This is a genomic window from Gammaproteobacteria bacterium, assembly GCA_041395725.1.
Classification (GTDB): Bacteria; Pseudomonadota; Gammaproteobacteria; order Pseudomonadales; family Pseudohongiellaceae; genus NORP240.
Genome location: JAWKZW010000001.1, coordinates 2631270 through 2655481, shown reverse-complemented (window position 1 = coordinate 2655481; position 24212 = coordinate 2631270). Strand labels below are relative to the sequence as shown.

General features: G+C 56.5%; 22 protein-coding genes. 8 read left to right on the top strand and 14 right to left on the bottom strand.

Going from position 1 to position 24212, the window contains the following annotated elements; translation table 11 throughout:
* Nucleotides 1-3: 3 nt before the first annotated feature.
* The 3 genes from R3F50_11580 to R3F50_11570 all read right to left on the bottom strand — a co-directional run bounded on the left by R3F50_11580 (nt 4) and on the right by R3F50_11570 (nt 3822).
* Nucleotides 4-1167 (bottom strand): efflux RND transporter periplasmic adaptor subunit, encoded by a 1164-nt coding sequence (locus R3F50_11580; GenBank protein ID MEZ5490944.1) that lies wholly within the window; start codon nt 1165-1167, stop codon nt 4-6.
* Between the two features lie 201 nt (nt 1168-1368).
* Nucleotides 1369-2094 carry a GntR family transcriptional regulator gene (locus R3F50_11575; GenBank protein MEZ5490943.1) on the bottom strand — a complete coding sequence of 242 codons (726 nt, stop codon included), beginning with the start codon at nt 2092-2094 and terminating at the stop codon, nt 1369-1371.
* 204 nt (nt 2095-2298) lie between these two features.
* Nucleotides 2299-3822, bottom strand: a complete 1524-nt coding sequence (locus tag R3F50_11570) for a hypothetical protein (GenBank protein MEZ5490942.1) — start codon at nt 3820-3822, stop codon at nt 2299-2301.
* 276 nt (nt 3823-4098) lie between these two features.
* On the opposite strand from R3F50_11570, the gene R3F50_11565 reads away from it, so the two are divergent.
* Both R3F50_11565 and R3F50_11560 read left to right on the top strand, forming a co-directional pair.
* Complete coding sequence (locus R3F50_11565; protein MEZ5490941.1) at nt 4099-4893, top strand: DUF4159 domain-containing protein; 795 nt, start codon at nt 4099-4101, stop codon at nt 4891-4893.
* The gene (locus R3F50_11560) at nt 4893-5312 is read left to right on the top strand and encodes an ion channel (protein MEZ5490940.1); all 420 of its coding nucleotides are present in this window, start codon (nt 4893-4895) and stop codon (nt 5310-5312) included. The genes R3F50_11565 and R3F50_11560 overlap by 1 nt, the downstream gene beginning before the upstream one ends.
* A 207-nt stretch (nt 5313-5519) precedes the next feature.
* Here the strand turns inward: R3F50_11560 and R3F50_11555 are convergent, their stop codons facing one another.
* Both R3F50_11555 and R3F50_11550 read right to left on the bottom strand, forming a co-directional pair.
* Nucleotides 5520-6509: a hypothetical protein gene (locus R3F50_11555; GenBank protein MEZ5490939.1), complete on the bottom strand. Its 990-nt coding sequence runs from the start codon at nt 6507-6509 to the stop codon at nt 5520-5522.
* Between the two features lie 192 nt (nt 6510-6701).
* Nucleotides 6702-8966 carry a DUF6351 family protein gene (locus R3F50_11550; protein MEZ5490938.1) on the bottom strand — a complete coding sequence of 755 codons (2265 nt, stop codon included), beginning with the start codon at nt 8964-8966 and terminating at the stop codon, nt 6702-6704.
* Nucleotides 8967-9206: 240 nt separating this feature from the next.
* On the opposite strand from R3F50_11550, the gene R3F50_11545 reads away from it, so the two are divergent.
* Both R3F50_11545 and R3F50_11540 read left to right on the top strand, forming a co-directional pair.
* On the top strand, nt 9207-9647 hold the full coding sequence (locus R3F50_11545; protein ID MEZ5490937.1) for a YkgJ family cysteine cluster protein: 441 nt from the start codon (nt 9207-9209) through the stop codon (nt 9645-9647).
* A 61-nt stretch (nt 9648-9708) separates the two neighbouring features.
* A complete protein-coding gene (locus R3F50_11540) occupies nt 9709-10359 on the top strand; it encodes a hypothetical protein (GenBank protein ID MEZ5490936.1) in 651 nt (216 codons plus the stop codon).
* 48 nt (nt 10360-10407) lie between these two features.
* On the opposite strand, the gene R3F50_11535 is transcribed toward R3F50_11540, so the two are convergent.
* Complete coding sequence (locus R3F50_11535) at nt 10408-11610, bottom strand: hypothetical protein (protein MEZ5490935.1); 1203 nt, start codon at nt 11608-11610, stop codon at nt 10408-10410.
* Nucleotides 11611-11729: 119 nt separating this feature from the next.
* Between R3F50_11535 and R3F50_11530 the strand changes: the two genes are divergently transcribed.
* The 3 genes from R3F50_11530 to R3F50_11520 are packed head-to-tail and all read left to right on the top strand — an operon-like array spanning nt 11730 to nt 13592.
* Nucleotides 11730-12263, top strand: a complete 534-nt coding sequence (locus R3F50_11530; GenBank protein MEZ5490934.1) for a hypothetical protein — start codon at nt 11730-11732, stop codon at nt 12261-12263.
* The gene (locus R3F50_11525) at nt 12263-12973 is read left to right on the top strand and encodes a HupE/UreJ family protein (protein MEZ5490933.1); all 711 of its coding nucleotides are present in this window, start codon (nt 12263-12265) and stop codon (nt 12971-12973) included. Before R3F50_11530 ends, R3F50_11525 begins: the two co-directional genes overlap by 1 nt.
* A 22-nt stretch (nt 12974-12995) precedes the next feature.
* Nucleotides 12996-13592: a hypothetical protein gene (locus R3F50_11520; protein ID MEZ5490932.1), complete on the top strand. Its 597-nt coding sequence runs from the start codon at nt 12996-12998 to the stop codon at nt 13590-13592.
* Between the two features lie 402 nt (nt 13593-13994).
* Here the strand turns inward: R3F50_11520 and R3F50_11515 are convergent, their stop codons facing one another.
* The 7 genes from R3F50_11515 to R3F50_11485 form a co-directional block, all read right to left on the bottom strand.
* Nucleotides 13995-14447, bottom strand: coding sequence for a DUF6152 family protein (locus R3F50_11515; protein ID MEZ5490931.1), 453 nt, complete (start codon nt 14445-14447; stop codon nt 13995-13997).
* Between the two features lie 428 nt (nt 14448-14875).
* The gene (locus R3F50_11510) at nt 14876-15805 is read right to left on the bottom strand and encodes a hypothetical protein (protein MEZ5490930.1); all 930 of its coding nucleotides are present in this window, start codon (nt 15803-15805) and stop codon (nt 14876-14878) included.
* A 194-nt stretch (nt 15806-15999) separates the two neighbouring features.
* On the bottom strand, nt 16000-17265 hold the full coding sequence (locus R3F50_11505; protein ID MEZ5490929.1) for a TCR/Tet family MFS transporter: 1266 nt from the start codon (nt 17263-17265) through the stop codon (nt 16000-16002).
* A 35-nt stretch (nt 17266-17300) separates the two neighbouring features.
* On the bottom strand, nt 17301-19004 hold the full coding sequence (locus R3F50_11500) for a GMC family oxidoreductase (GenBank protein ID MEZ5490928.1): 1704 nt from the start codon (nt 19002-19004) through the stop codon (nt 17301-17303).
* Nucleotides 18994-19698, bottom strand: a complete 705-nt coding sequence (locus R3F50_11495; GenBank protein ID MEZ5490927.1) for a gluconate 2-dehydrogenase subunit 3 family protein — start codon at nt 19696-19698, stop codon at nt 18994-18996. Before R3F50_11495 ends, R3F50_11500 begins: the two co-directional genes overlap by 11 nt.
* A 168-nt stretch (nt 19699-19866) precedes the next feature.
* Nucleotides 19867-20883, bottom strand: coding sequence for a 2-oxoacid:ferredoxin oxidoreductase subunit beta (locus R3F50_11490; protein ID MEZ5490926.1), 1017 nt, complete (start codon nt 20881-20883; stop codon nt 19867-19869).
* 5 nt (nt 20884-20888) lie between these two features.
* On the bottom strand, nt 20889-22766 hold the full coding sequence (locus tag R3F50_11485) for a 2-oxoacid:acceptor oxidoreductase subunit alpha (GenBank protein ID MEZ5490925.1): 1878 nt from the start codon (nt 22764-22766) through the stop codon (nt 20889-20891).
* 441 nt (nt 22767-23207) lie between these two features.
* On the opposite strand from R3F50_11485, the gene R3F50_11480 reads away from it, so the two are divergent.
* A complete protein-coding gene (locus tag R3F50_11480; protein ID MEZ5490924.1) occupies nt 23208-23675 on the top strand; it encodes a hypothetical protein in 468 nt (155 codons plus the stop codon).
* Between the two features lie 33 nt (nt 23676-23708).
* Here the strand turns inward: R3F50_11480 and R3F50_11475 are convergent, their stop codons facing one another.
* The gene (locus tag R3F50_11475) at nt 23709-24188 is read right to left on the bottom strand and encodes a response regulator (protein ID MEZ5490923.1); all 480 of its coding nucleotides are present in this window, start codon (nt 24186-24188) and stop codon (nt 23709-23711) included.
* Nucleotides 24189-24212 lie beyond the last annotated feature (24 nt).

Genomic DNA, 24212 nt, shown 5'->3' with positions numbered 1-24212 from the left:
TCCCTAGATCAATTCTCTTACCGGTTGCACAACCATCCCGTCATAGACGGCCTGTATCGGCGAAATGCAAATCAACTCGCCCGGGCTTATGCCAGCTGAAATCAACACGTTATTCTCCTCGAGTCGCAGTATCTCAACCTCACGGAAATACATCTTGTTTTCGCCGTCAATGACCAGCACCTGGCTATTGTTGCGGATCACGTTTCTGGGCAGAGTGATCACATTGTCCACCTCGCGCCCGCTGATTTCGGCCTGCACGTACAGGCCGATAGGCAGAGGTATGCTGGAAGTTTCACCGGACGTGGTGGAGCGGCTCGGCTGATTAACCCGGATGATCGATTGTACCGAGTTACTGTCCTGGTCTATCGCGGCTTCGACTCGCACCAGACGACCCTGCCACTGGTGCTGCTCACCACCATACATTCCCGTCAGCCTGACCTCCGGCGAGACAGCGTCCGCCAATTCGCCCCGCAGCCCCAGCGGTATGGCCAGGTAACCCAGCTGGCGGATCGCCAGCGGCACTCGAACTTCCACGATATCGGCGCCGTACAGCACCGCCACATCCTGAGCACGGTTGACGAACTGCCCCAGCTCCACACCCTTGCTTTCAATGACCGCGGTAAATGGTGCAGTCAGTTCCGTTCTATTCAGGTCCAGTTCCGCCTGTCCCAGGGTCGCCTGGGCATCGGCAAGCCTTGCCATTGCCACCGACAGAGAGCGCTCTGCATCCTGTAATTGCGCCTGACTGGCGAGACTGCGCTCGGCCAGATCATGGGTGCGACGCAGCGTATCCTCGGCAAAAGCGTGTTCCGCCTCTGCCTGCTGGACGCTGGCCCGCGCTCTGGCAACGGCGGTTTCATAGTCACTTGGGTCGATTCGCAGCAGCGGCGCACCGGCCTCGATAAAGCCTCCCGGTTCCAGGGCCGGCGAAACCCAGCTTACCGGACCGGCGACAGGAGCCGACAGGTTGACCCGCTGAGCTGCCTGCACCTTGCCCTGGGACTGGACCGTAAGCTGGGCTGTGCCCTGCCTCGCCTCCACTACCCGCACCGAGACTGGCTGAATCTCCGAGGCTGTCTCTTCTATTTCAGTCGGATTCCGGATAAGTAATATCGCCAGGGCGGCCGAACCGGCCAGAATGGCGATAGGCAATACAATCCTTTTCATTAATGAAGCTCCCGCAAAATTATGTTTCGGGGTTTGGCGACTTCACATCGCTCTCCCCGACCCTTCGTTAACTGAATACTGCTTTTTTATCCACTGGCCCGCTTTATCCGGCCAATCCAACCAATTCAACATTACCCGCTTCGGCCCGATCCGGGCTGCGGGCTGCGGGCGCCATTACGCTCTGAGTGGCCCGTGTTCCGTTCAAAGCGCTTTCTGCCGGTAACTCACGCGCCTGTCCTGAAGAGCAACCCGCATGGCTGTCCGCAGTTGATCAAAGTAGTTTTCAAAGGCAGCAGCGGCGAGGCTGCCATCCTGCTGCAGGAACCCCACCCTCAGCGTCTTCACCAGTTCCGGACCGGCCTGCAGCGACAGATCTGGTCGAATCTTCAACTGCAGCATTGGACCGAGTATCTGAGCCTTCAGGTCATTTCCGATCAAGCGGGCGACCAGGTTATTGTCGATTCCGGCCATAAAATCCAGCATCGCCTGCCAGTGGGGCTGCATCGCCTCAAAGTCATCGGCACTGTTGGCAATTGATACGAGCATTTCCTGTAGACGGTTCATCTGCTCTGTGGTGGCCTGCTCGACAGCTCCCTTCACCGTCAGGGCTGTCAATACAGAAAATATCTCCAGAAACTGATCCACCAGCTCCGGATCCGGCACCTCCTCCAGAGTCAACAGCGGCCCCAGAACAGCCAGGCTGGCTTCTTCCAGGGGTTTTACCCGCGCGCCACCGGGCTGAATTTCGATGATGCCCTGCTGCTCCAGTTGTGACAGCGCTTCACGGATGGCCCCGCGACTGACACTGAAGCGCGCTGCCAGGTCCCGTTCCGAAGCCATTCTGTCGCCGACCCGGAATCGGCCGCCAACAATTTCTTTGCGCAGCTGCCCGGCAATTTCGTAACTGACCGAAGTTGGGGATGTCATAACTAAGCCTTTGGGGTTGGCGCATTGAAAACCGGCACTCTGTCGCCCTGATATTTGGTCGGACCAAATTGGTCGGACCAAATATATAGACAATCAGCCATTAGTCAATCACCCATTTCACATTTACGGGCAATTAGCGGTGAATTGGCGCTGTTTTGAGTTGGAACCGGCTGGGGGCGGGCTACAGCCTGCTGGCGGCGGCCGCTAGCGGTACCTGGGGATCTCATAGGTCAGCCGCAGGTTGTCCTTTGCGCTGGGGCTCCCTTCTTCAAAATTCGGCCTGAACTGTAACAGCTCCACGGCATCCCTTGCATCCGAGCGAATGCGGGCATTCTCAATGTTGGATTTGATTATCTTACGATTACGCGCCTGTCCCCGCGAATTGAGCCGGAAGCTCATCTCAATTTCGTAGTCGTCGAACTGCTCGCCGCTGGCTTCGAGGACTTCAGGTACTTCCGGGCTGGCTGTAAACGGCAGTGACTTGCTCCAGGCTTTAAAGCGCCCCAGGTGCGTGGTTGCCGATTCGCCATTGCCAACCAGATAGCCGTTTGCGTCCTGGGCTTCCAGGGCTTCGCTTACACGCCAGTGAAACTGCGGTTGCGGTATGACGGTGGGGCGCTGGAAAAAAGCCTCTATCTGCTGCTGGCTGAGACCGGCGTCAGCCATTTTCTCCATGGCATCCCGATAGGCTCGCGCGGCTACACTGACCCGACCGCCACGCTGCCCCGCCTGACCACCAACGCGTCGCTCCTGGCCACTTCCCCACAACGACTGAAAGTCGGCCTCGTAAACCATGGCCATTGCTTCCGCTTCAAGATTACCCTGGGCGGCAACAATATCGCGGATCTTTTTTACCTCACCCAGAGCATCACGCAGGGCCCTTTGCTGCTCCTCAACGAGGTAGTCCCGCGGACCACGACTGGGTAGCGGAGAAAGAATGAAATCGTTTACCTCCCTCAACCGTTCGTCCATGTAAAAACCACCCACAATCGCCCGGCGCGCATCGAAGCCCAGCTCGTCTTCGCTGCGCAGTATGGCGTGCACCTGATAGTTCTGCAGGGCGCTTCGGTATAACCAGGGCACCAGCAAGGGGCTCTCCTCGCCAAAAGTTTCCGTGGCCAGATTCAGATTCTGGCGCTGCAATTCCCTGGCATCCAGAAAGTGTTGCAGGCGCCTGGCAGGCGCATCCAGATACAGGGCCGCCTGATGCCAGCGGATCAGCTGGTCTCTGGCCTGGAGCAGTTCATTGGGACTTAGAGACTGATTCTGACTGTACAGGAAGTAAATATTTTCGAAGCGCCGGGACACGGATTCCCAGTCCTGGCGACGGATATCGTTGCGGATTGCGTCTTCGAGCACAGGCTCCTGCGTACGACTGACCGGGCCTTCCAGGGTTCGAATGAGCATAAGCAGCCGACCCAGGTTGGCGTCTACTTCATCAAAAGCCTGCAGCTGAAGCAGCACGTCGTTGAGCCCCTGCAGCGGTTCGATCAGCCGGTTGTCGTAGGGACCGAACTGAAGCTCCAGTTCGACTATTCTCTCTCGATACCGATCCACCTCACCGCGCAGCCTGATACTTTCCTGCAGGGCTGAGGCAAACGACGGTTGGGCGCTGCCGGTCTCCTCGACACTCTCGCCAGCCCCTGCAATCTCGGCCGCAAACCCCGCCGCACTGAACAATGCGAGGCTGCCCGTCAGAAGGAAAATGTAGAGTCGTTGCAAGACCACGGCTAGTGTCCCTGAGTTAGTGTCAACAGTTGGCAGTTATTGCCCGCGCACCTTGTGCTAAGTTGACCGGCCTGACTGCCAACTCAGTTCAAACCGAGAATCTCTGATCAGGTACCGCAAGGCTCTGCTGGTCTCAAACCACCAGACGGCAAACGCCTTCGAGCATAACGAAGTGGCTGCAGCAAGACAATGATGGGCGATCAAATTCAGACTTGCCATACGCACCCAGTCATTACACACTAGAGGCCATCAAATCAGCAGAGTTCCCCTGCCATCATGAAACCGCTGCTCTTTCTTGTAGTTGGCCTTGTTTTCAGCACTGTGATGACGCCCATCGCCAGCGCCCAGGTGTCTCCGGCCAGGAATACTGGTTTTAGCGCTGCCTACCTGGAAGACCTGTATGATATAGCCGGCGAGTTTGCCTTCGTACGGGTCCAATACGACTCCTATTACGACAGTGGTTTCTACGGCGGCCCCTGGGCCACGGATTTTCCAGCCGCTGATGAAAACTTTCTGCGCGGCGTCTCGCGCCTGACCAATGTGCGGGTGATGAGTCAGCCCATCGTGCTGCGCTTCGACGATGAAGAAATATTTGACTACCCCTTCCTTTACGCCCTGGAAATGGGACGTAACGGTGGCCTGTCACTGAGCCAGGCGGAAATTGAGAACCTGCGGGAATATCTGCTGCGCGGTGGCTTCCTGCTGATCGACGACTTCTGGGGTGAACGGCAATGGGATGCGTTCTACCAGGATTTCTCGCTGTTATTCCCCGATCGTCAGATCGTGGAACTGACACCCAATCACGAGGTCTACCGCACTTTCTACGATATCGAAGGTGCCCAGATGATTCCTGGACGGGGTGGTCGCCAAGGCTTCGGCCAGGCGGGCATCGATTTAGCCAGCAATCATGCCATTATGGATGACGAAGGCCGGGTAATGGTACTGATCAACTGGAACTCCGACATGGGTGACGGCTGGGAACATACCTACGATCAGTGGTATCCAACTCAATATTCCAATTCAGCCTATCAGCTGGGAATCAATTACCTGATTTATTCGCTCACCCACTGATGCTGCTCACCTACATTTACAACACCATACTGATGTCCGCGGCGGTCGTCATTCATTACGAACTTCTGCACCTGCTGTCGACGGTGATTCCCAAGCTCGAAGTACAGCACCGCCTGCGGGTCATCATCGGCGTGTTTGGCACCCTGGTCGGGCATATCATTGAAATCTGGATGTTCGGCATCGCCTACTTCCTGATGATCAACTATGGTGATTTCGGCTCCCTGCAGGGCAACTTTGACGGCAGCCTGCTGGATCATGTTTACTTCTCGTTCACGACCTACACGTCACTGGGTATCGGCGACATAGAACCAATAGGTGACATTCGTTTCCTGGCCGGCCTGGAGGCCCTCACCGGTCTGGCACTGATCACCTGGAGCGCATCCTTCATGTTCATCGAAATGCGCAAGTTCTGGGAATAAAAAAGGCCGGTTTGTGAACCGGCCTTTTTTACCTGGAAGGTATTTACCTGGCTTATGCCAGGGTCTCACTCCGAAACCACTGATCTAAGGAACCTCTGCAATAACCAATCCCGTTGATCTCTTAGCTCTGAAATCATGAGCCTTGCCCCGTCACCGTCACAGACCGGGATTTGCACAGGCAGGCCTGGCCAGCCGTGCGATGCAGACTTATTCGATTTCTTCCTGCACCTCCTGTCGGCGCGACCCGGCCAGAATTCCCTCCAGACCGTAGTTACCTTCATGGCAGGCGTATTCATATTGCCGCTCTGCTGACAGGTTTAAACTCATTTCGCCCCGCCAGGGTTGCCGGTAATAAACCGGATCATCGACTTCGAATTCGTAAAAGATCTGGTCCTCGGAATAACGGGTGAAGCGCTCGACGATCCTGCCCTGGGTGGAGAGCGGAGCCGCATTGCGGGGCGCCTGCTGGGGGTGCAGGTTCACTGTCTCGACCACCAGCGTATCCCCATCCCACCAGCCCACTGAATCACCCAGCCACTGCTCGAACTCGGCAGGACGGTGATCACCATTGATAGGGATAATTCGTGCGTCGTGCACCATTTCCACCACAATGGTCAGGTAGTCGCCGGTTTGCACGATCTGATAGACATTGTTGTAAAGCACATTCAACATCGGCGGTCCGCCGGTGCTGCCGAAGCCGATGATGCAGCGTTCGCCCAGGGACCTGCCTTCCGGGCCATCGTTGCTGGAAAACCGGGCGAAGGCCTCACGGCGCAGACGCTGACCATCTTCTGTAAACGGAATCCTGCCATCCGGGGGATCGACAATCCAGGAGGTACGATGTTCTCCTTTCACCCGGCCAAACTCTGAACCAGGATCAACCCAGAACGCATTGTAGCCCCGCCCCTGACCGAGATCGGAACCATCAAGCAGTTCGCCCTGTATCAGCCCATCATCGGTGGCCTGGCGCACATTCTGCGGGTGATTGGCAGTCACTGCCGCCACCTGATCCGGCGGTATTACCAGGTAATCATAGTTTGATGGGCGCTGCAGGTTGGTCAGTGAGGCGTTGGTCCAGTAACCGGAAAAATCTGGTTTGCCGAATTCGTTCCGGGGGGCCTGATAATCCTCGGCTGCCCCGGTCGCGCCGGCAATGCCCAGGGTCAGCGTACAGACCAGTGGTTTGAAAATTTTCATAGGTATCTTCTCTCTGCTTGTTTTCCAGCTATCCTGTTGTTTTCTCTCACCGCTTCCTGTCGGGATCTGCTGCCTTCTCGTGGTATTTCTTCGCTCCGGGAACCAGTCGCAGCCTTTTAAGTAATCCGCCAGGCATTGACCACGCACAGAACAGGAAGCTAAACCAGCCCGCTGCCGTAATCAAGGGATTTCCTACTGCAGTCTATTCACCGGCGAGGGGCCAAATGACAGCCAGGTCCCCTGGAAAGTGGCGCCATGGCTATCCGGACGACTCCAGTCGCAGACTCCCTGGGGAAACACTGCACGTAGCTGGTCAAGTTCCTCGTCAGTGAAAGAGACCTCATAATCACTGGCGTACACCGGTTTGAGCTGGCAACTGATAATGTCGTTGGCCAGGGGCGCACCCGCCACATGTCGGGGCGTGGAATAGGCGGGATAAAGTTCACCACATCGGCCGCTGTTATCGATGCTCAGGCGCTCCCGGATATTAACCCGCTCCCCATCACTGTAATCCCAGCAGTTGTCAGTCAGTTGATAGGGCTTGGCGCTCAGCATCTTGAGCGCCAGGTCACTGTCATTTTCGTTGGCCAGCATCCCCAGGAGCCACTGATCCATGGCTCGAAACAGGTCGCCGAGATCAGGTTCGTCATCGGTAAAGCCCCACTGCCCGCCGATATTCATCACGTGGTTGTCTGCGTGGCCATTGGCTTCGACAAGCCGCTGTCGGGTACTGTATTGATGGACGATCATGTGAATGTCCCCGGCCTCACGCTGATCGGTGTAGGTGCGGTAATCGATGATCGGGGTTTCTCGCAAGCCGGCACCACCAAAAAGCAGGCGGCCGGACTCGATAGCGCGCCTGGCCGCCTTGTCATCGGCACGGTGTCGATCGGGCACATGATTCATATCCCGATCGAATCCACCGATCGCCCGGTTCAGATCAATGAATTGCTGCGGCGTGATCAGCGCTGCATTCAGCGCCGCCAGTCCGTATTGCACGCCGACGTTGTCAAGAGGACGCGCGGCGCGCGCGGAATTTTCCGCCAGCCCGTAAACGTTAACGGTATGATCATAAACCGTGGCGCGCACACCGCTTTGAAAGGTGGGCCCATAGCGGCGCGACTGCAGCGCCTCAATGCTGACTTCGCCACCCTGCTCCTCCAGTGGCGCGTCGATCGCGTAGATCGGGTCCAGTCGCGCGGCGCCACGGGCAAGGTTGGCTATGCTGCCCCAGGAACCGAACCCGGCGACTGCGCGTTGCTGCTCGACGGTAAAACCGTCCGGCTCCACCTGGGTGAAGTAGTAATGCAGCAGCCGCGCGTCGGCCAGCGTGAAAATCGTGGCGGAGGCAACGTCAGGAAAGCTTGAAGACACAATAATGCCGTCGAAAACGCCCGGGTAGTTATCCGCTGTCTGATGACTCTGGTACGAACCACCTGAACCGCCAGTTCCTATTGTGTAAACGGGTTTACCGTAGTGTTCGATAAAGCGTTCCTTCACCATGATATGGGTTTCCGACGCCAGCAGATCATTACAGTTCTGGCCGAATACGTTCAGGCTGGCCGAAGTGATGGCATACCCCATCTCCAGCAGCCCCTTGCGTAACACGCCGCCCGTACGATCACCCTGTTGATACCAACCGCTGCGGCAACCTCCTCCATGGGTATAGACCAGCTTGCCATTCCAGCCTTCGCTGGGGGTCCAGGGGTCAGGCTCACCGGAGTCTGGAATATGGAGCATGGCAATTTCATAGATAGCCCGATTCACGGTGCCGGTTTCTACGCGCACGACGAATGGCAGGGAATGCCCATCGGGCAATGTCACAGTCGACACATCGGCTGGCAGAGGCCCACCCGTTGGTTCCGGCATCGGCAGAAAGCTGTCGGTCGATGTAGAAAAGTAAACGTAGTCCACGCGGGTTTCCACGGAGCAGTTGGAATCCAGGGGACGGCCCAGTGTCTCGCCGGTAACCAGCTGGAATTCCTGGGTCTGGCAGTAGAATGGCTGTTCGTGGGGTCCGGAGATGATCGGGCCGCTGATCGGATAGTTGGTGAGGTCGAGGGTAGCGACAGTTGCACCAGCGTCTGCATTGCTGCCAGCTCCGGCCCTGGCAACGATTCTGCTGTGGCCCTCCGGCAGCCCCGTGAGCAACCCAGTCAGCTTCCCGGTATCCGGCGACTCACGGAGGGATGCGGTGACATCTTCGCCATTTAATTCGATACGCAGGCCAACCGGCTGCTGCTCCCAATCGACCTGCACCAGCACGTCGCCCCCGGTAACCAGCCAGGGCTTGGTCGATATGGATTCAATGCGGATGCCCGACGCTGGTGGCTGATCTGGTTGTAGCAGCAGCACTTCATCGCGGCCGACCCCCTCCTGCGTACAGGCGCTCACCAACAGGATGCTCACTGCCAGGAAAAGACCGGAACTGAATTTTGATGGCGTTGTCTTGAGCACGGAATTTTCACCTGTGGCAGCTTTCTAAAGAATGAAGTTCTGGGCCCATTCTCGCCACTGACCCGGGTCTTGTAAAGCCGGGCTGCAAACAGACCCGACTGTACCGGGCGGCGATAGCGGTCGTGGTCTCTCCTGCCCACTGGCATTGAGGCCTGGCAGGGGCAAAATTCTCTACCATACTGCCTTCCGGGCCGGCAGCTGGTAAACTATCCTGTCTTTAAAAACCTGCCGGCCACGAGCATGAATTCCAGGAATAAAATTAACTACGTTGATATCACTGAAAGCAAATCGGTCGCTATCGATAAAAAATGCGCCCGGTGCAAAAAGTCCATTTGCTGCAATTCCATTAATCAGAAAATTCCCACCCCCAAGTCCATCTATGATTTCGATCATCTGTTATGGCAGGTGTCTCACGAAAACATCAACGTCTTTAAAGATGCCGACGGCTGGTTTCTGCATGTGCACAGCGCCTGCGCTCATCTCGGTCAGGATGGCGCGTGCCAGATCTATGAACAGCGACCGATGGTGTGCCGCGAATACGACAATGATTACTGCGAATTTGATGAATCCATAGAAGAAGCCTCCGAATATTTCTTTTCCAACTACAAGCAATTGGAGAAGTACTGCAGCAAGCGTTTTAAAAAGTGGGATAAACGTTTTGTTAAAGCCGGTTACGCCTGATGTCCATCCTGATCGGGAGCTGACCTCCCGGTCCTCTTTCCACAGGTTGGGAGAACAGCTCATGGTAAAAGCAGCGCGGGATATTCTTACCGGTCCGGGGAATCTGGCGCTGGCAGTGTTGCTGATTCTTGCCACTCCCCCCGCGCTTTCGCAAACAACAGATACAGCAGACCCGACTGCCAGCCTCCAGCAGGTTCGGGCCTCCCTGCAACAACTCGATACGCTGGCGTCCGCCTGCCTGACTGAACCCGGGGACCAGGATTCCTGCGAGACCTTCCGGCAGGCAGTCGACGGCGAACTGCTGAGGACCTACCTGGAAAATTGCGCAGCCGCCAAACGCTGGCGCGATGACTTTATCGCCAGCGAGATTGAGACACCCCGCCGCAACGACGGGGACAGTGGAGGCGCCAGCGAAGTCCTGCTGGGATATCTGATAGACATTGAATACCTGTGTGGCGAAAACGCCCTGGCAAGGGCTACCGACTCGGTGCTGGCCGCCTACGGTCACATCCGATTAACCGAACCTTCAGTCAGCGCACAAACACAGTGGAATAACTGGCAACAGCAACAGTTGCGTGACAGTGAAAGCCGGCGCCAGAGTGAGCGGCTGGCGTCTCAGCGGCGGCAGCTGCAGCAGCAAACCAGCCGGCAGTTTGATCAACTGGAACTGGAGTTGCTCCGGCAGCAGTCGCTGCCGCCACGTCCCCGCTGACAGCCAGTACCGAATGACAATCGGGCAACCCGGCTGATAACGCGCCGGCTAATAAAGAATCAGGAATGAACCGGATGGCGTGATTGTGGCAGCGGGAGCACTGTTGTTAGGAATCATGATCGCCGGTTGCCCGGGCGCCGGTACGGGATTACCCTCGGCGTCGAACAGCTGCCAGTTGAGGTTCCCCCCGCGCGTGAAACTGACACCCTCACCCCAGGCGATTAACTTGTAACCATCGCTGCTGAAGGCAATACTTGGATTCTTCTGCCGGGTTCTGGTTGCCGGTTCGGCAACCAGCGCGGGTTCCTCACCTGAGTTCAGGTTCATCTGCACGATACGGCTTTCTGTTTCGAAGACCAGCCAGTTGTCCTGCTGATAATCTCTGGCGATGTCGTTGGTGCTTACCGGGCAGGCTGACAGATCCCACTTCTGCAGCTCATACAGATCGGCATAAGCAGTTTCAACATCACCCGTCGCCGGCAACTCCACCGTCAGCAGCTGCATATGCCGCCCGACGCCGTCAATGGCCGACCGGTAGGCGACCTCAAACCGGTCAGGTGTCTGGTAATCGAGCGCCAGGCTGCAGCACGCACAGGCACCCAATGCTGTATCACCAATCTGTAATTCCGGAGTAAACGAGTCACCATTGTTCCGGGAAATTCTTGTGTAGACGGTCCGCTCATCTTCCCGTGCAAGCTCTCCCGCCGCCCAGCTTATGGCTACGCTGCTGCCCAGCGCGGCAATATCCGCACCGGCATCAACTCCCACCAGGTTTTCCTCCACCATGGTCCGGCGTGGTTCAAATTCGCTGCGTTCAACATTTGACCGCGTGTAAAAGAACTGCGACGGTCGGGACTCGTACCACACAACGTGGACACGCCCGGCAGCATCCACGGCAAAATTAGCCCTGTAAATAGGGTCCGCGTGGTTAAACGACTGACTGGATACACGGCGTGCCGGACCCCAGCCGAAGGAGGCAGCATCGTATTGCCGGTAAAACAGGTCGCCCTCGCGGGCTCGGGGATTATTGCTGCGCTTGCGAAAATACAGCAGATGGACATTGCCATCGGCATCCTGAAGCAGGCGGGGGTGAATTCCTCCATCCGGGGTTTCCTGCACTTCCACGCCCGACTGGGCATGGACCGCCGTGGTTGCCAGAATGGTCAGCCAGGCGCTTACCAGAAGTATTGCCGCCAACCGGCCGGTAAAGGCCATCGGGAGTGATTTTGATACTGGATAAAGATTGCTCATTCGGGGTTTAACTTTGCCTGAATTGCTCGAATAATAGGAGTATCATACTGGAAAAACCAGCGTATTGCTGCCGCCTGACTATCAAGGCCCCGTGCCGCCAGACAAGGAATTTTTTGCCCATGAAAAAATCTTTATCCGCCGTCTCCAGATTTTTCGCCGCCTGCGGTCTCACTGCGCTCCTGCTGGCCTGTACCCCAGCCGAGGAGAACTCCGTCGCCAGCAACGCCACCGAGGGCAGTTTCAATACCTCTCTTTCCATGGCGGACCTGATGGCTATGGTAATCGAACCAGCGGCGGATTCCCTGTGGGATAATGCTGGCTGGATTGAAAGCAGTGCCGGGTACGAAGAGCTCTATCCCACTACCGACGAGGGCTGGGACTACGTAAGAGCGCAGGCCGCCGTGGTGGCTGAATCCGGCAACCTGCTGGCCTTGCCAGGCAGGGCAATGGATGAAGATGCCTGGTTGATCTACGCAGAGGGCATTGTCGACGCCGGTCTGATGGCCATGGACGCCGCCCAGCGTCAGCACGAAGAAGACTTTTTCCAGGCGGGGGCGCAACTGTACAGCGTCTGTCGTGCCTGTCACCAGTCCTATAATCCCGATATCATTTCCCGCTTCGTGGACGGAGAGCCTCAGGGATCAATTCAATAATGGACAGGCCAGGAAGCCTGGCTACCGGCCACCGCGCAGCCTGGCTTGGCGGGGCTCTGCTGCTCAGTTCCCAGGCTTTAGCCCATACTATTGCCAGTGATGACGCCAGTTTTGTCCTGGGCGTCGATGGGCCGGCAGTGCTGCCGTTTATCTATCTGGGTGCCAAGCACATGGTAACCGGCTACGACCATCTGCTGTTTCTGGTCGGGGTGATCTTTTTCCTCTACCGGCCACGGCATGTGGTGCAGTATGTCACCCTTTTCGCCCTGGGCCACAGCATCACCCTGCTCACCGGTGTACTGGCCAACTGGCAGGTCAACGCCTACCTCATTGACGCGGTCATAGGCCTGTCTATCGTCTACAAGGCCTTCGAGAACCTGGGTGGTTTCAGGCTGTTGCCCTTTCAGCCCAGCACGCGCATTGCCGTATTCGTATTCGGGCTGTTCCACGGCCTGGGGCTGGCCACCAAACTGCAGGAATACGAACTGTCCAACAACGGCCTGATTACCAACATCATCAGCTTTAATGTCGGAGTAGAGATCGGCCAGGTTCTGGCTCTGTCAGCAATATTCATATTCCTCAGCGCCTGGCGCACCAGCAGCAGCTATCTCAGACACGCAGTCACCACTAATACCGCACTGATGACCGGTGGCTTTGTTCTGGCCGGCTACCAGCTGGCTGCTTTTTTCCTGGTGCCCGCCTACCTGTAACCCCCTGCCACGGAGCATTCCTGTGAATACCGATGAACAAGTCGCCCAAGCGCCCAACCCGAAAGCCCTTTTCACCGCAGCACTGATAGCGGTCGGGGTGGCCTTGATTGTCCTGTTCGGCGCCATCCTGCCTGCGGAGTTCGGTTACGACCCGTTTCGAATCGGGCAATTACTGGGCATTACCGGCCTGTCCCAGGCTGAGGAGCAGCCACTGGAAGCAGAGCTTCAACCTCACCGAAGCGATTACGTGGCGTTCTATCTGGAACCTTTTCAGTCTGTGGAATACAAATACAGTATGGATCTGGACGCCCCGCTGGTATTCAGCTGGGAAGCTGATGCCGAGGTATATTACGACATGCATGCCGAACCAGCAGGGCTGGGAGAAGAGTATGCGGAGAGCTTCGAGCAGGGAAACGCGGCGGCCAAGGCCGGCTCCTACCATGCACCCTTTGCGGGCATACACGGCTGGTTCTGGGAAAATCGCAGCGGTCGGGACGTTGAAGTCAGGTTATACACCGCCGGATTTTACACCGGCTCGACCGTGTTCAGCGAAAGTGTCGAGTATGATCGGGACATAGAGTCAGTTTTGCCGCCGTTCCCGGCAGAAAGTGGCCAGTAAAGCCGGGAATTGTTGTCCGGCCATTGCGTTATCCGCAGCCACGGGTTTTGGCGCCTCGATAGCACCCGGCCACCCTCTCAACAACTTGCCACAGCGCGCTGGTCGCCTACCCGCCACCTGATCGTAATTCAGTTACCATCTTCACATTGAGGGCGTCTCCCCGCCTCAGCCCATGGTCCCTGTGATCCGGCTATTGGACTGTCCCCCACGTCAAACGAAACATGCCAGTCAACATGTTGAGCATGACACACGCCAGAAGGGTCATCCAGGTGCCGAACTTCCAATGACTCAGACTAAGAACAAGACTAAGAAAAAAAGCCCGCCTCGCAGAAGCGGGGCGGGCTTTCAGAGATGCTCCCGGACAGGAAAGCGTTGAACAGGTCCTGTCTGGTTTACCGAAAGCTACTGGCCATCGGTCGGGTCTGATCCGTCGCGAGGCGCGCCGGTACCAGAGGAACCCATGAAAAGCTTACGTCCGTCAGGGAAGGTAATATCCCGGCCATTGGCGCGGCAGGTAGGCTCGCACAGGCGGTCTTTACTTTGATAACCAGTCACAACGATATCAGTGCCCAGTTGCAGTGAGTTTCGGTTGATACCCCGACGCAACAAAGTGTTTGGTGTACCCCCTTCAACCATCCATGGGCCCGGATCTTCGGTGCTTTCCGGATCATTATTATCCAGGTGAATCCAGGTATGCGGGTTAATCCACTCAACTCGGGTGATAGGACCACCCAGCCTTACAGGCAGGTTCGCGTCAAACTCAGCAGAAAATGCGTGATGTGCAGTGGCAGGCGTCTTGAGTGCCATGACACCGACCGCGGCAACAGCGGCTGCTGTAAGTAACTTGATTTTCATAGGTTTACCCCTTCTCTCATGAATCCTGGGCGGCGAGCTATCCCGACTGTCCTTGGTGCCCCACGTCAAGCTGACCTCAGCCCTTGTGGTATCGACCCGTCCAGTTGGGTCTTCAGATATCCGGCTTGCCCGTTGGAAAGACTTTTCGTCTCTATTATCAAATAAAAATTAACAAAAATTCGCTAACAAAAACTGGTCAATTTACTGAAACTACTGAGGGTTACGAAGAGGTTTTTTAAAACCAGCACTGCCAAAGCCGGTTCTGATCAACCCTCACAATAACTCTACGATAGATATAAGGCCAGTTTTACACCACTTCAAGTAGCGGTGGAAGCTCTTTGCGACCAGATACAAAACATTGTATATAAAGACCCGCGTAATTACCAAAATTGCTCTTACCGCGGGTCTTTATTCAGTTTCGATTCAGCTTACTGATTCTGTTCCTCGGCCATTTCCTCGCGCAGGCGTTGCTCAAATTCCCCGCCTTTGCGGTATTGTCCGTACATCAACTCTTCAACAAACTCGACACACTTGAATTGTGGCAGTTCGTAGCCCTCTTCGAGGCGGCGGTAAAGTGGCAGTTTAATGCTCCAGGGCCGCTCGAACACCTGAGGATCTTCCATGGTCGCCTCGTACTCGATGACGTTTTCATCAACCATGGTGTAGCGCTCGATAACTTTCAACTCATAAGAGTGGTAGTTACCTGCCCGGTCAAACCAGGTGCGGTCGTCGAGGCCGGTTACTTCCACTACGAACGTATCGCCATCCCAGTATCCGTAGGACTGCCCCATCCAGGAATCCAGTGGTGCGGGACCAGGATCTGCCAGGAACACGTTGCGCACGGCACCGGCAAACGAGTAGGCCATAAAAAAGGCGCTATCACTCTGAAAGATCTGAAACGGATGCGGCATGTAGTTAGCCCTGGGCACACCCGGCATGTAGCACTTGATTTCCGGATCGCGGGTCAACCAGTTGTCACGGTTCTCATTACGCCGCGCCAGCGCTTCAGGCTTGTAAGGGATAGTGCCACCTTCCACCACCCCGAAACTCGCAGGGACAGCACCGACAGCCCCCATGGCAACAATCTCCGGGGCCGGCACCGGGACGAAATCACCTGGCACCAGTTGGTACGCCGCTTTCGGAGCAGCCGGTTCCAGGTTATCGTTGGCATTCATAAGGGCCTGCCAGATACCGTTCAGGTCCGGCTTGCCGCTTGGAGTGCGGGGAATGTTACTACCAGCTTCGGCGGCGTGTACGACGTTGGAAGCCTGCCGGGTGACCAGCACAGACTCCTGCTCCGCCGGGGAACACCCGGCAACTACAACTGCGATTGCTACGAGCAGCCCTTTTATTTTCATAGTTAAACCCTTCTAGAAGTTCTTCAGATTCTTGTTAAGGCGGAGGGACGATGTAACCACTAAGCCCGGGGCCTGTCAAGCCAAAACAGCGCCCGCTGAAGCCTCTGGCGAAAGCCGGCATTCTGATTTTTTATCTTTCTAAATCAGAAAGTTGGGCTCCCTCTCCGAACCCGGCAAAGTAACCGGGACAGTCTTCAGGGCCGGTCAGGTGGCGCTTTCTGCCGACACCCCAGCCTGGTTAAATCATGCTTCAAAACCACCGAGCTGAATATCAACAGACAAATGCCAGTCAACAGTGCCGCGGCCAGGAAAGAAACACCGGGAAAGTAAAAACCTGCGGATTCCGCTGTGAAACGGGCGAACAGTTGCGTCATCATAACCGGCCCGACTATCGAAGTCAGGCTGGTGATACTGCTGAGCGCCCCCTGCAGCTCACCCTGGGCATTGGCAGGCACCTCATTGGTCAGGATGACCTGGAAAGAGGGCCCGACAAAGCCAGAGATCGAGGCTATGGCCAGAAAGGGGTACAGCTGCCAGCCGGACTGCGCCAGGGCATAGCCGCAGAATCCCAGCATGACAGCCAGCATGCCGAAAACGCCGGCCCGGAATGCGCCAAAGGTGGGAATCGCCCAGCGAATGAGGCCAGCCTGGATCAGAATCATGAAGATGCCGGCAAATCCCAGCGACAGTCCGATCTGGGCCTCCGACCAGGAAAATTTTTCGATCGTAAAGTAGGTCCAGGTGGACGGCAGCGCATTGTGTCCCAGCATGTACAGGACATAGGCCGTGGCCAGGCCTGAGACCAGAGGAAATCTGCGCATCTGTAACAACGCGCCCAGCGGGTTGGCCCGCCTCAGTTCAAAAGGACGACGATTTTCCCTGGCCAGCGACTCACCCAGCACCAGGTAACCATACACCACATTGATAAGCGCCAGGACGGCCGCCGCATAAAACGGAATGCGGTCACCAAATTCGCCCATCAGGCCCCCGATAACCGGCCCAAGAATAAACCCGCCGCCAAACGCCGCACCCACCAGGCCAAATGCCTGCGCCCGTTTCTCAACGTCCGTGGTATCGGTGACGTAGGCATAGGCAATGGAAAAGGTAGACCCGGTGATGCCGGCAATGAGACGCCCCAGAAACAGCCAGCCAATGGTGGGAGCAAAGGCCATCAACAGGTAATCCAGCCCCAGCGCCAGCAGGGCGAACAACAGGACCGGCCGGCGCCCGAATCGGTCACTTAGGTTCCCCATCACCGGCGCGAAAAAAAACTGCATTGCCGCATAGGTGAACAGCAGCCAGCCACCGAGGCGCGAGGCCTCGGACAGCGTGACGCCGGTGAGCCCGATGATCAGACTGGGCATTACCGGCAGGATAATGCCGAAGCCGATAGCATCGATCAGCACAACCAGGATGATAAACGTCAGGCCGAATCGATGATTTGCCGGTGCTAACGCCATGGGCAGAGCTTATCCTCGCCCAGCGGGCGCCCTGATCAGGATGTAATGGACCGCCAGTTGCGCACCAGGTGCTCAGCCGTTCGCCAGGCCAGTGCCTGGGCAGTCAGCGTCGGATTACGCGAACCACTGGTCCCCATGACGGAAGCACCGAGGATACCAAGGTTGGGTACTTCGTGGGTAAATCCCCACCTGTCAGTCACATTGGTTTCCGGGTTGTCCCCCATCCGCGTGCCGCCATAGGCGTGTGTACTGGCGCCCATCACGCTGCCAAGACCGCTGCGAACAACCCGGATGGCGCCGGCTTCCCGGTACCACTGCTCCATTTTATCCTGCGCATACTCGGCAATTTTCAGCTCATTTTCGCCATACCGGGCGGTGATACGTGTCACCGGCAAGCCCAGCGGATCCTTGACCGCCGGGTCAAGATCAAGGTAATTGTGCTCGTAAGGCAGGGTGGTCTTCTGAATATAGGAGCTGTTGGTCCGGTCGGCGTTCTCCATGATGAATTTCTTCCATTCCGAACCCCAGTTTCGAGGTACCAGATTAAAAGTACTCATGTTTGCTGCCGTCATGGGTCGTCGATCGGTGTGCACCCAGAGATTGGCACCGCCGATAAAGTCCACTGCGGCATGATCGAAATTATCGTCCGCCCACTCGTCGACCGCCACACCCTGGGCCGGCAACCCATACCAGTTCTTCAGATCATGAGGAAACAGCGCGGTGACCGGGGCACCCTGGTGATGACTCATGTAGTGGCGCCCCACCTGCCCGCTGTTATTGGCTACTCCATTGGGGAATTCCCGCGATTTGGATAGCAACAGAAGACGTGTATTCTCGTACGCATAACTGGCGAGAAAAACCACATCAGCCGGTTGAAAATAAAACTCGTTACCTCGTAGGTATTCAACGCCGGTAACCTTGCCATTACTGACCACCACCTTGGTTACGCGAGCATGGGTGACAACCTCGAGGTTGCCAGTTTCCATCGCTTTCGGCACCGTGGTGAACGCCGTTGAGCTCTTCGCCTGCACGTGACAGCCGCCCTTGTTGCAGAATCCATGGTAAAGACAGGGAGACCGGCCATCATAGGGTTCGGTAGCGATCGCCGCCGGTCCCTGAAAGGGATTCAAACTCAGGCGCCGCGCCGCGCCAGTCATCAATTCGGTAAATGGCGAACTGCGTAACGCCTTCATCGGGTATTCGCGCTGCCGGGGGCCCTCGAAAATGTTTCCACGCTTATCGATCTGCCCCTGGATATTGCCCGCCTTACCGGAAATCCCCACCGTTCGTTCCACAATATCGTAATAGGGTTCCAGCTCGTTGTAATCCAGCGGCCAGTCTTCCACTGTGGAATTGGCAGGAAGGCGGGATGCGCCATAACGACGAGTAGTCTCGCTGACCACCTTGAAATCCCAGGGGTTCAGCCGCCAGCTCTGGGCCCAGTAGTGCATGCTGGTACCCCCGACGGCATTCATCATCGGGTGTCCTCCCTGCTTTGCCGTAGTGTTCGAGTACGCGCGTACTGTGGGCGCTTCCTGCGCCGCTTTCTGAACCGTCTGGGGCCAGTTACGCTTATTATTACGCAGTTCGTCGGGTGCAAAATCTCGGGAGCTCAACCAGCCACCGGCTTCCAGACCAATCACTTTGAGACCGGCCTGTGTCAGCGGCAGTACACCCACACCGCCGGCCGCGCCGAGACCAACCACCACGACATCGGTCCTGGGTAGATTAATTGCCATTGCCGCGCCTCCCCGTCGATGCGATCACCTTGGTAAATGTCGGAATGTCATAGGCCGACTGGTGGGCCGGTGCCAGATTGCCTCCCAGCGCCACATCGTTTTCTGAAACACCAATTCTGACCCCCGGATAGCGCAGCATGTCCCAGCCGATGAAATCCTGGTTGCCACCGTAATAAGGATCGCTGAAAGTCCCCTCGAGGGTGTGACTTCTGACCATGTTGAAGAACCCGCCGCCACTGGGATTGAACCCGGGCACCTGCCCCTGGATGACAGTGAGCAGAACCGTGTCCTGCAACTCTGGCGACAGCACATGAAAGGGGTGTCCATGCAGTTTACGGGCGTAGTCGTCGACGGCCGCCAGGCCGGCGGCGTAGTTGCCCCGGGCCGAGGCATTATCAGAGGCCAGGGATCGATCAATATAGTGGACTGCCCTGGCCTCCCTGGCGCCGGGACCGTTTTCATCCGAGGGCAGAATGCGATCGGTGATTGCCTCCAGGGTCTCAGCCTCGGCAGCGGTTAAGACTTCCAGGGCTTCCCGACTGCGCGGCTGTGCCTCGGGTCGCCCCGGAGCCTGACCTGTTACCGCCTGGGCGGCGGCGCCACTGCCAGCAACGGCAGCACCGACAAGTCCGGCGCTCTTGAGCAGGTTACGTCGCGAAGGGTTGGCCGGCGATTCGTTTTTTTTGTTTGCCATAATTATCTCCGAGCAGAACTGCCCGGGGCGTAACCTGGTAAACCTCAAAATGCTGCTTCACACCGCAACAATTACTCGGAGGTTCAAGTGCGCTCCCGGAATTCCTGACAGCCAGCAGCGTAGCAAATCTTTAATTTGCTGTATACGGCGGTGGAACCGGGCGTCTGCTCAGCCCACGGTCCAGGTATTACCACTGTGCAGCAGCTGTTTGAGATCGCCTCGCTCTCGGCTGCGGATGGCGTCCTGGTGTTCCCTGACATCTTCCACGTAACTGTCTTTGCGCGCACTGTAGAGTACGCCGACCGCCACTGGAAAATCCGGACCGCCCATGGTGCTCAACAACTGGGCGATGACCTTGCTGCCTTCGTCGTGTACCAGCAGATCATCCTCGTCGATACCGCCCCTGCCCAGTTCTACCACTTCCAGGTTCAGCGTCCGGTTGTTGAGACGAATACCCTTGTCACGCTCCGTCCCGAAAATAAGGGGTTTGCCATGTTCCACTGCGATCCGGCTATCAGCCGCGCTCTTCTTATCTTTGACTTTGTCAAACACACCATCGTTATAAATCGGGCAGTTCTGCAGGATCTCCACGAACGAGGCGCCTTTGTGTTCGTAACTGCGTCGGATACAGGAAGTCAGATGCCTGGCTTCGGTATCAATGGACCGCGCGACGAAAGTCGCTCCCGCCGCCAGCGCGACTTCACAGGGTGACAACGGCAGATCTATCGACCCGGCAGGCGAAGAAGGAGACCTGGTGCCTTTCTTTGATGTAGGGGAATACTGCCCCTTGGTGAGCCCGTAAATTTCGTTGTTGAACAACAGAATCTGCAGATCAATATTACGCCGCAATACATGCAGCATATGATTGCCACCGATACTGAAACCGTCTCCATCACCGGTAACCACCCAGACATCAAGTTCGGGATTGGCAAGCTTCACGCCGGAGGCGATAGCCGGAGCCCGACCATGTATGGTGTGGAATCCGTAAGTATTCATGTAATAGGGAAACCGGGAAGAGCAGCCGATACCGGAAACGAAAACCTGGTTTTCTTTCGGCGCACCGAGTTCCGGCATCAGCTTTTGCACGGTTTTCAGGATTGCATAATCTCCACAACCCGGACACCAGCGAACTTCCTGATCAGTCGAATAATCCTTCAGTGTGAGTTTGGGTAATGCCTGGTTCATTTCAGTTACCTAGTCTCCGCGAATTCCTGGTGGATGGCTGCCATGATTTCACCTATTTTGAACGGTTGTCCCGATACTTTATTGATGCCTTGCGCATCCAGCAGGTATTCGGAACGAATCAGCGAGATCAACTGCCCGGTATTCATTTCAGGTATCAGTACCCGTTCGTATCCTTTCAACAACTCGCCGAGGTTCTTCGGCAGTGGGCTGAGATAACGCACGTGGATGTGAGCCACATCCAGGCCTTCTGCACGGCAGCGTTTTACCGCCTGGTGAATAGCGCCGTAAGTGGAACCCCAGCCAACCACCGCGAGCCTGCCGGTCGACCCGCCCAGGTTTACCTGCTGCAGCGGGATATCCTCGGCAATACCCTGGATTTTGGCCTGCCGCAGATCAGTCATTTTCTGGTGATTGGCCGGGTCGTATGAGATATCCCCGGTGTCATAGCTGCGCTCGATACCGCCGATCCGGTGCTCCAGACCGGGCGTTCCCGGCCTGGGCCAGACCCGCGCCAGGGAAACTGCATCCCGCTGCGAAGGCCGGAAATCCTCCACCGGCTGCTGAAATTTGACAGGAAACGGCGTCAACGAGTCCACGTCGGGTATTTGCCATGGCTCGGCCGCATTGGCCAGGTACCCGTCCGACAGCAGCATGACCGGTGTCATGTATTTGATGGCCAGGCGCGCTGCCTCGATCGCCACATCGAAACAGTCCGTGGGGCTGCTGGCGGCGATAACCGCGATTGGCGTATCTCCATGGCGACCGGCCAGGGCCATGTTCAGATCAGACTGCTCGGTCTTGGTAGGCAGACCGGTTGAGGGTCCTCCACGCTGGGTGTTGACAACTACCAGGGGGAGTTCCGTAGCCGCCGCCAGGGCGATACTTTCCGCTTTAAGCGCAATGCCGGGGCCGGCACTGGAAGTCACGCCCAGATTACCGGCAAAAGAGGCACCTATCGCGGCGCAGGCGGCGGCAATCTCATCTTCAGCCTGAAAAGTACTGACCCGAAAATTCTTCCTGTTAGCCAACTCATGCAACAGATTGGACGCCGGCGTAATGGGGTAGGAGGCAAACAGTATATCGATTTCAGCCAGCTCACTGGCAGCGATCAGCCCCCAGGCCAGCGCCGTGGTGCCGGTGATATTCCGGTACGTGCCTGGCGGCACTTTCGCCGGAGGAATCTTGTAAACATGGATACCAGAGGGCAGCTCGGCGGTTTCGCCAAAGGCGTGCCCGGCATTGAGTGCGGCTATATTGGCTTCGGCGATTTCCGGTTGCCGGGCGAACTTCTTTTTCAATCCCTCGATAGTGGCCGACCGGTCCCGATCGAAAAGCCACATGACCAGCCCCAGCGTCCACATGTTCTTGCAACGCAGTGCCGCCTTATGGCCGAGGTTATAGGGCTCAACGGCTGCCAGTACATGCTTGGATATGTCGATGGCCAGTACCCGGTACTCATTCAGAGAGCCGTCTTCCAGGGGATTAGCCTGATATTTGGCTTTGGCGAGGTTTTTCTCGGTAAAAGCGCCGGTATCAATGATTACCAGACCGCCATCAATAAGAGTTGGCAGATTGGTGACCAGCGCGGCCGGGTTCATCGCCACCAGCACGTCAATCGCGTCACCGGCTGTAGTGATGTCATTGGAGCCAAAATAAATCTGGAAGGCTGAAACGCCAAACGTCGCGCCGGCAGGGGCCCGGATTTCAGCGGGAAAATCCGGAAAGGTCGACAGGTCATTGCCATACAGCGCAGTGGCCTGGGTGAAATTGGCACCAGTCAGCTGCATGCCATCACCTGAATCACCGGCAAACCGCACCACTACGTCCATCACCTTGGTCTCATCCAGGTGATGCTCGTCCAGTTTTTCTTCAACCAAATCCATAACTCAACCTTGCTGCGCCATTCGATGGGGAACGGAGGCCAGGTACCGGGCCGCAATCCGATCCTCCCTTAAAAGTCCGGAGAATCTATTCCTGGCCGCAAAAATCCTGGCGGTATAAAAAGAGGCGGGATTCTAGCAGATTATTATTGCCTGGTCTGCACGCTTACCGAGCCAAAGCCCTGCAATACAGAGGGTTTTTGCGGTGCCCGAGCAGGCGGGGCAACCCAGGCACAAGGTTTCCGCCGGTACCAGTACCGGCCCGAGCCCGATCGCCGTCCAGTACAGCCCCGAGTGCGAAAACGCTTGCTGAATAATCCGGTTGCGGGCTGGGTAGTTTCAGACAGCGGGCAGTAAGAACTTGTTCAACGTCTCCGTGTATGATCTGATCCTACAGCCACCCGGCCTTTACAAAAACACAACACAGGTGCAGAGAAGCAATACATGGAATCTTTTAATTGGGACGCACTGGGAGCACTGGGAGATTTTCTCGGCTCGATCGGGGTTTTTATTTCGTTGATTTACCTGGCCCTGCAGATGCGGCACACCGCAGCGGAAACGCGCGATGCCAGCATCCATTCTGTGATGGAATTAGCCATCCAGTTTCGAGCCGAATCCTACAACGGAGAACTGGCCGAGATCCGCATGAAGGCCGCCATGAACGAAAGCCTGACTCCCCTGGAGACACTGAAATTCGAAGGCTATCTTTCGGCGCTGTTTGAACTGAACGAACTGGTTTTTGTGCAATACCAGAAGAAGAAGCTGGACCCGGAATATTTCGAGGCTTGGGGTCGGCGCCTGCAGGCAGCAATTTCGGTACTGCGCATCAAGCAATTCTGGAACAAGAGCAAATCCGGTTACCGTAGCAGCTTCGTTCAGTACATTGACCAGATGATTGAAGCCGGAGCCTGATCGATAGCAACTGCTCGGATAAAAACCAGCAGGTCAGACAAAAACCAGCAGGGATTTTGCCTCTTCCTTGGCTTCATCGAGACTGGTGGTCTGGGATGAAAGCAGATTTTCGAGAAACCGCTTGCTCAGATAATTCTGGATATGGATTTTTACTCGCGCCTTCACGATCGGCGGGCTGATAGGCTTGCTGATGTAATCCACCGCGCCGGCTTCCAGGCCCCGTTCTTCGTTAGCGGAGTCGCTCATGCTGGTGACAAAAATCACTGGAATATCGGCAGTGGATTCATCGGCTTTCAGAGCCTGGCAGACTTCGATTCCGTCCATTTCCGGCATCACCATATCGAGCAGCACAATATCCGGTGACTGGACCCGGGCGATTTCCAGCGCCTGCTTGCCATTGGTCGCCACACTCATGACATAGTCGCCTGCCAGTACATTTGACAGAATTTTGATATTACCTGGCTCGTCATCGACGATGAGCACACGATTTTTTCCGCTGCTGGGTAGTTCCATACTGAGTAAGGTCGCCTTTTTGAT

Excerpts from the sequence above, each read along its gene's own strand:
- R3F50_11485 (MEZ5490925.1), bottom strand. The coding sequence starts at position 22,766 with ATGGATTTGGTTGAAGAAAAACTGGACGAGCATCACCTGGATGAGACC.
- R3F50_11530 (MEZ5490934.1), top strand. The coding sequence starts at position 11,730 with ATGAAAAAATCTTTATCCGCCGTCTCCAGATTTTTCGCCGCCTGCGGT.
- R3F50_11475 (MEZ5490923.1), bottom strand. The coding sequence starts at position 24,188 with ATGGAACTACCCAGCAGCGGAAAAAATCGTGTGCTCATCGTCGATGAC.
- R3F50_11560 (MEZ5490940.1), top strand. The coding sequence starts at position 4,893 with ATGCTGCTCACCTACATTTACAACACCATACTGATGTCCGCGGCGGTC.
- R3F50_11565 (MEZ5490941.1), top strand. The coding sequence starts at position 4,099 with ATGAAACCGCTGCTCTTTCTTGTAGTTGGCCTTGTTTTCAGCACTGTG.
- R3F50_11500 (MEZ5490928.1), bottom strand. The coding sequence starts at position 19,004 with ATGGCAATTAATCTACCCAGGACCGATGTCGTGGTGGTTGGTCTCGGC.
- R3F50_11480 (MEZ5490924.1), top strand. The coding sequence starts at position 23,208 with ATGGAATCTTTTAATTGGGACGCACTGGGAGCACTGGGAGATTTTCTC.
- R3F50_11525 (MEZ5490933.1), top strand. The coding sequence starts at position 12,263 with ATGGACAGGCCAGGAAGCCTGGCTACCGGCCACCGCGCAGCCTGGCTT.
- R3F50_11510 (MEZ5490930.1), bottom strand. The coding sequence starts at position 15,805 with ATGAAAATAAAAGGGCTGCTCGTAGCAATCGCAGTTGTAGTTGCCGGG.
- R3F50_11505 (MEZ5490929.1), bottom strand. The coding sequence starts at position 17,265 with ATGGCGTTAGCACCGGCAAATCATCGATTCGGCCTGACGTTTATCATC.
- R3F50_11490 (MEZ5490926.1), bottom strand. The coding sequence starts at position 20,883 with ATGAACCAGGCATTACCCAAACTCACACTGAAGGATTATTCGACTGAT.
- R3F50_11545 (MEZ5490937.1), top strand. The coding sequence starts at position 9,207 with ATGAATTCCAGGAATAAAATTAACTACGTTGATATCACTGAAAGCAAA.
- R3F50_11535 (MEZ5490935.1), bottom strand. The coding sequence starts at position 11,610 with ATGAGCAATCTTTATCCAGTATCAAAATCACTCCCGATGGCCTTTACC.
- R3F50_11540 (MEZ5490936.1), top strand. The coding sequence starts at position 9,709 with ATGGTAAAAGCAGCGCGGGATATTCTTACCGGTCCGGGGAATCTGGCG.
- R3F50_11555 (MEZ5490939.1), bottom strand. The coding sequence starts at position 6,509 with ATGAAAATTTTCAAACCACTGGTCTGTACGCTGACCCTGGGCATTGCC.
- R3F50_11495 (MEZ5490927.1), bottom strand. The coding sequence starts at position 19,698 with ATGGCAAACAAAAAAAACGAATCGCCGGCCAACCCTTCGCGACGTAAC.
- R3F50_11575 (MEZ5490943.1), bottom strand. The coding sequence starts at position 2,094 with ATGACATCCCCAACTTCGGTCAGTTACGAAATTGCCGGGCAGCTGCGC.
- R3F50_11515 (MEZ5490931.1), bottom strand. The coding sequence starts at position 14,447 with ATGAAAATCAAGTTACTTACAGCAGCCGCTGTTGCCGCGGTCGGTGTC.
- R3F50_11580 (MEZ5490944.1), bottom strand. The coding sequence starts at position 1,167 with ATGAAAAGGATTGTATTGCCTATCGCCATTCTGGCCGGTTCGGCCGCC.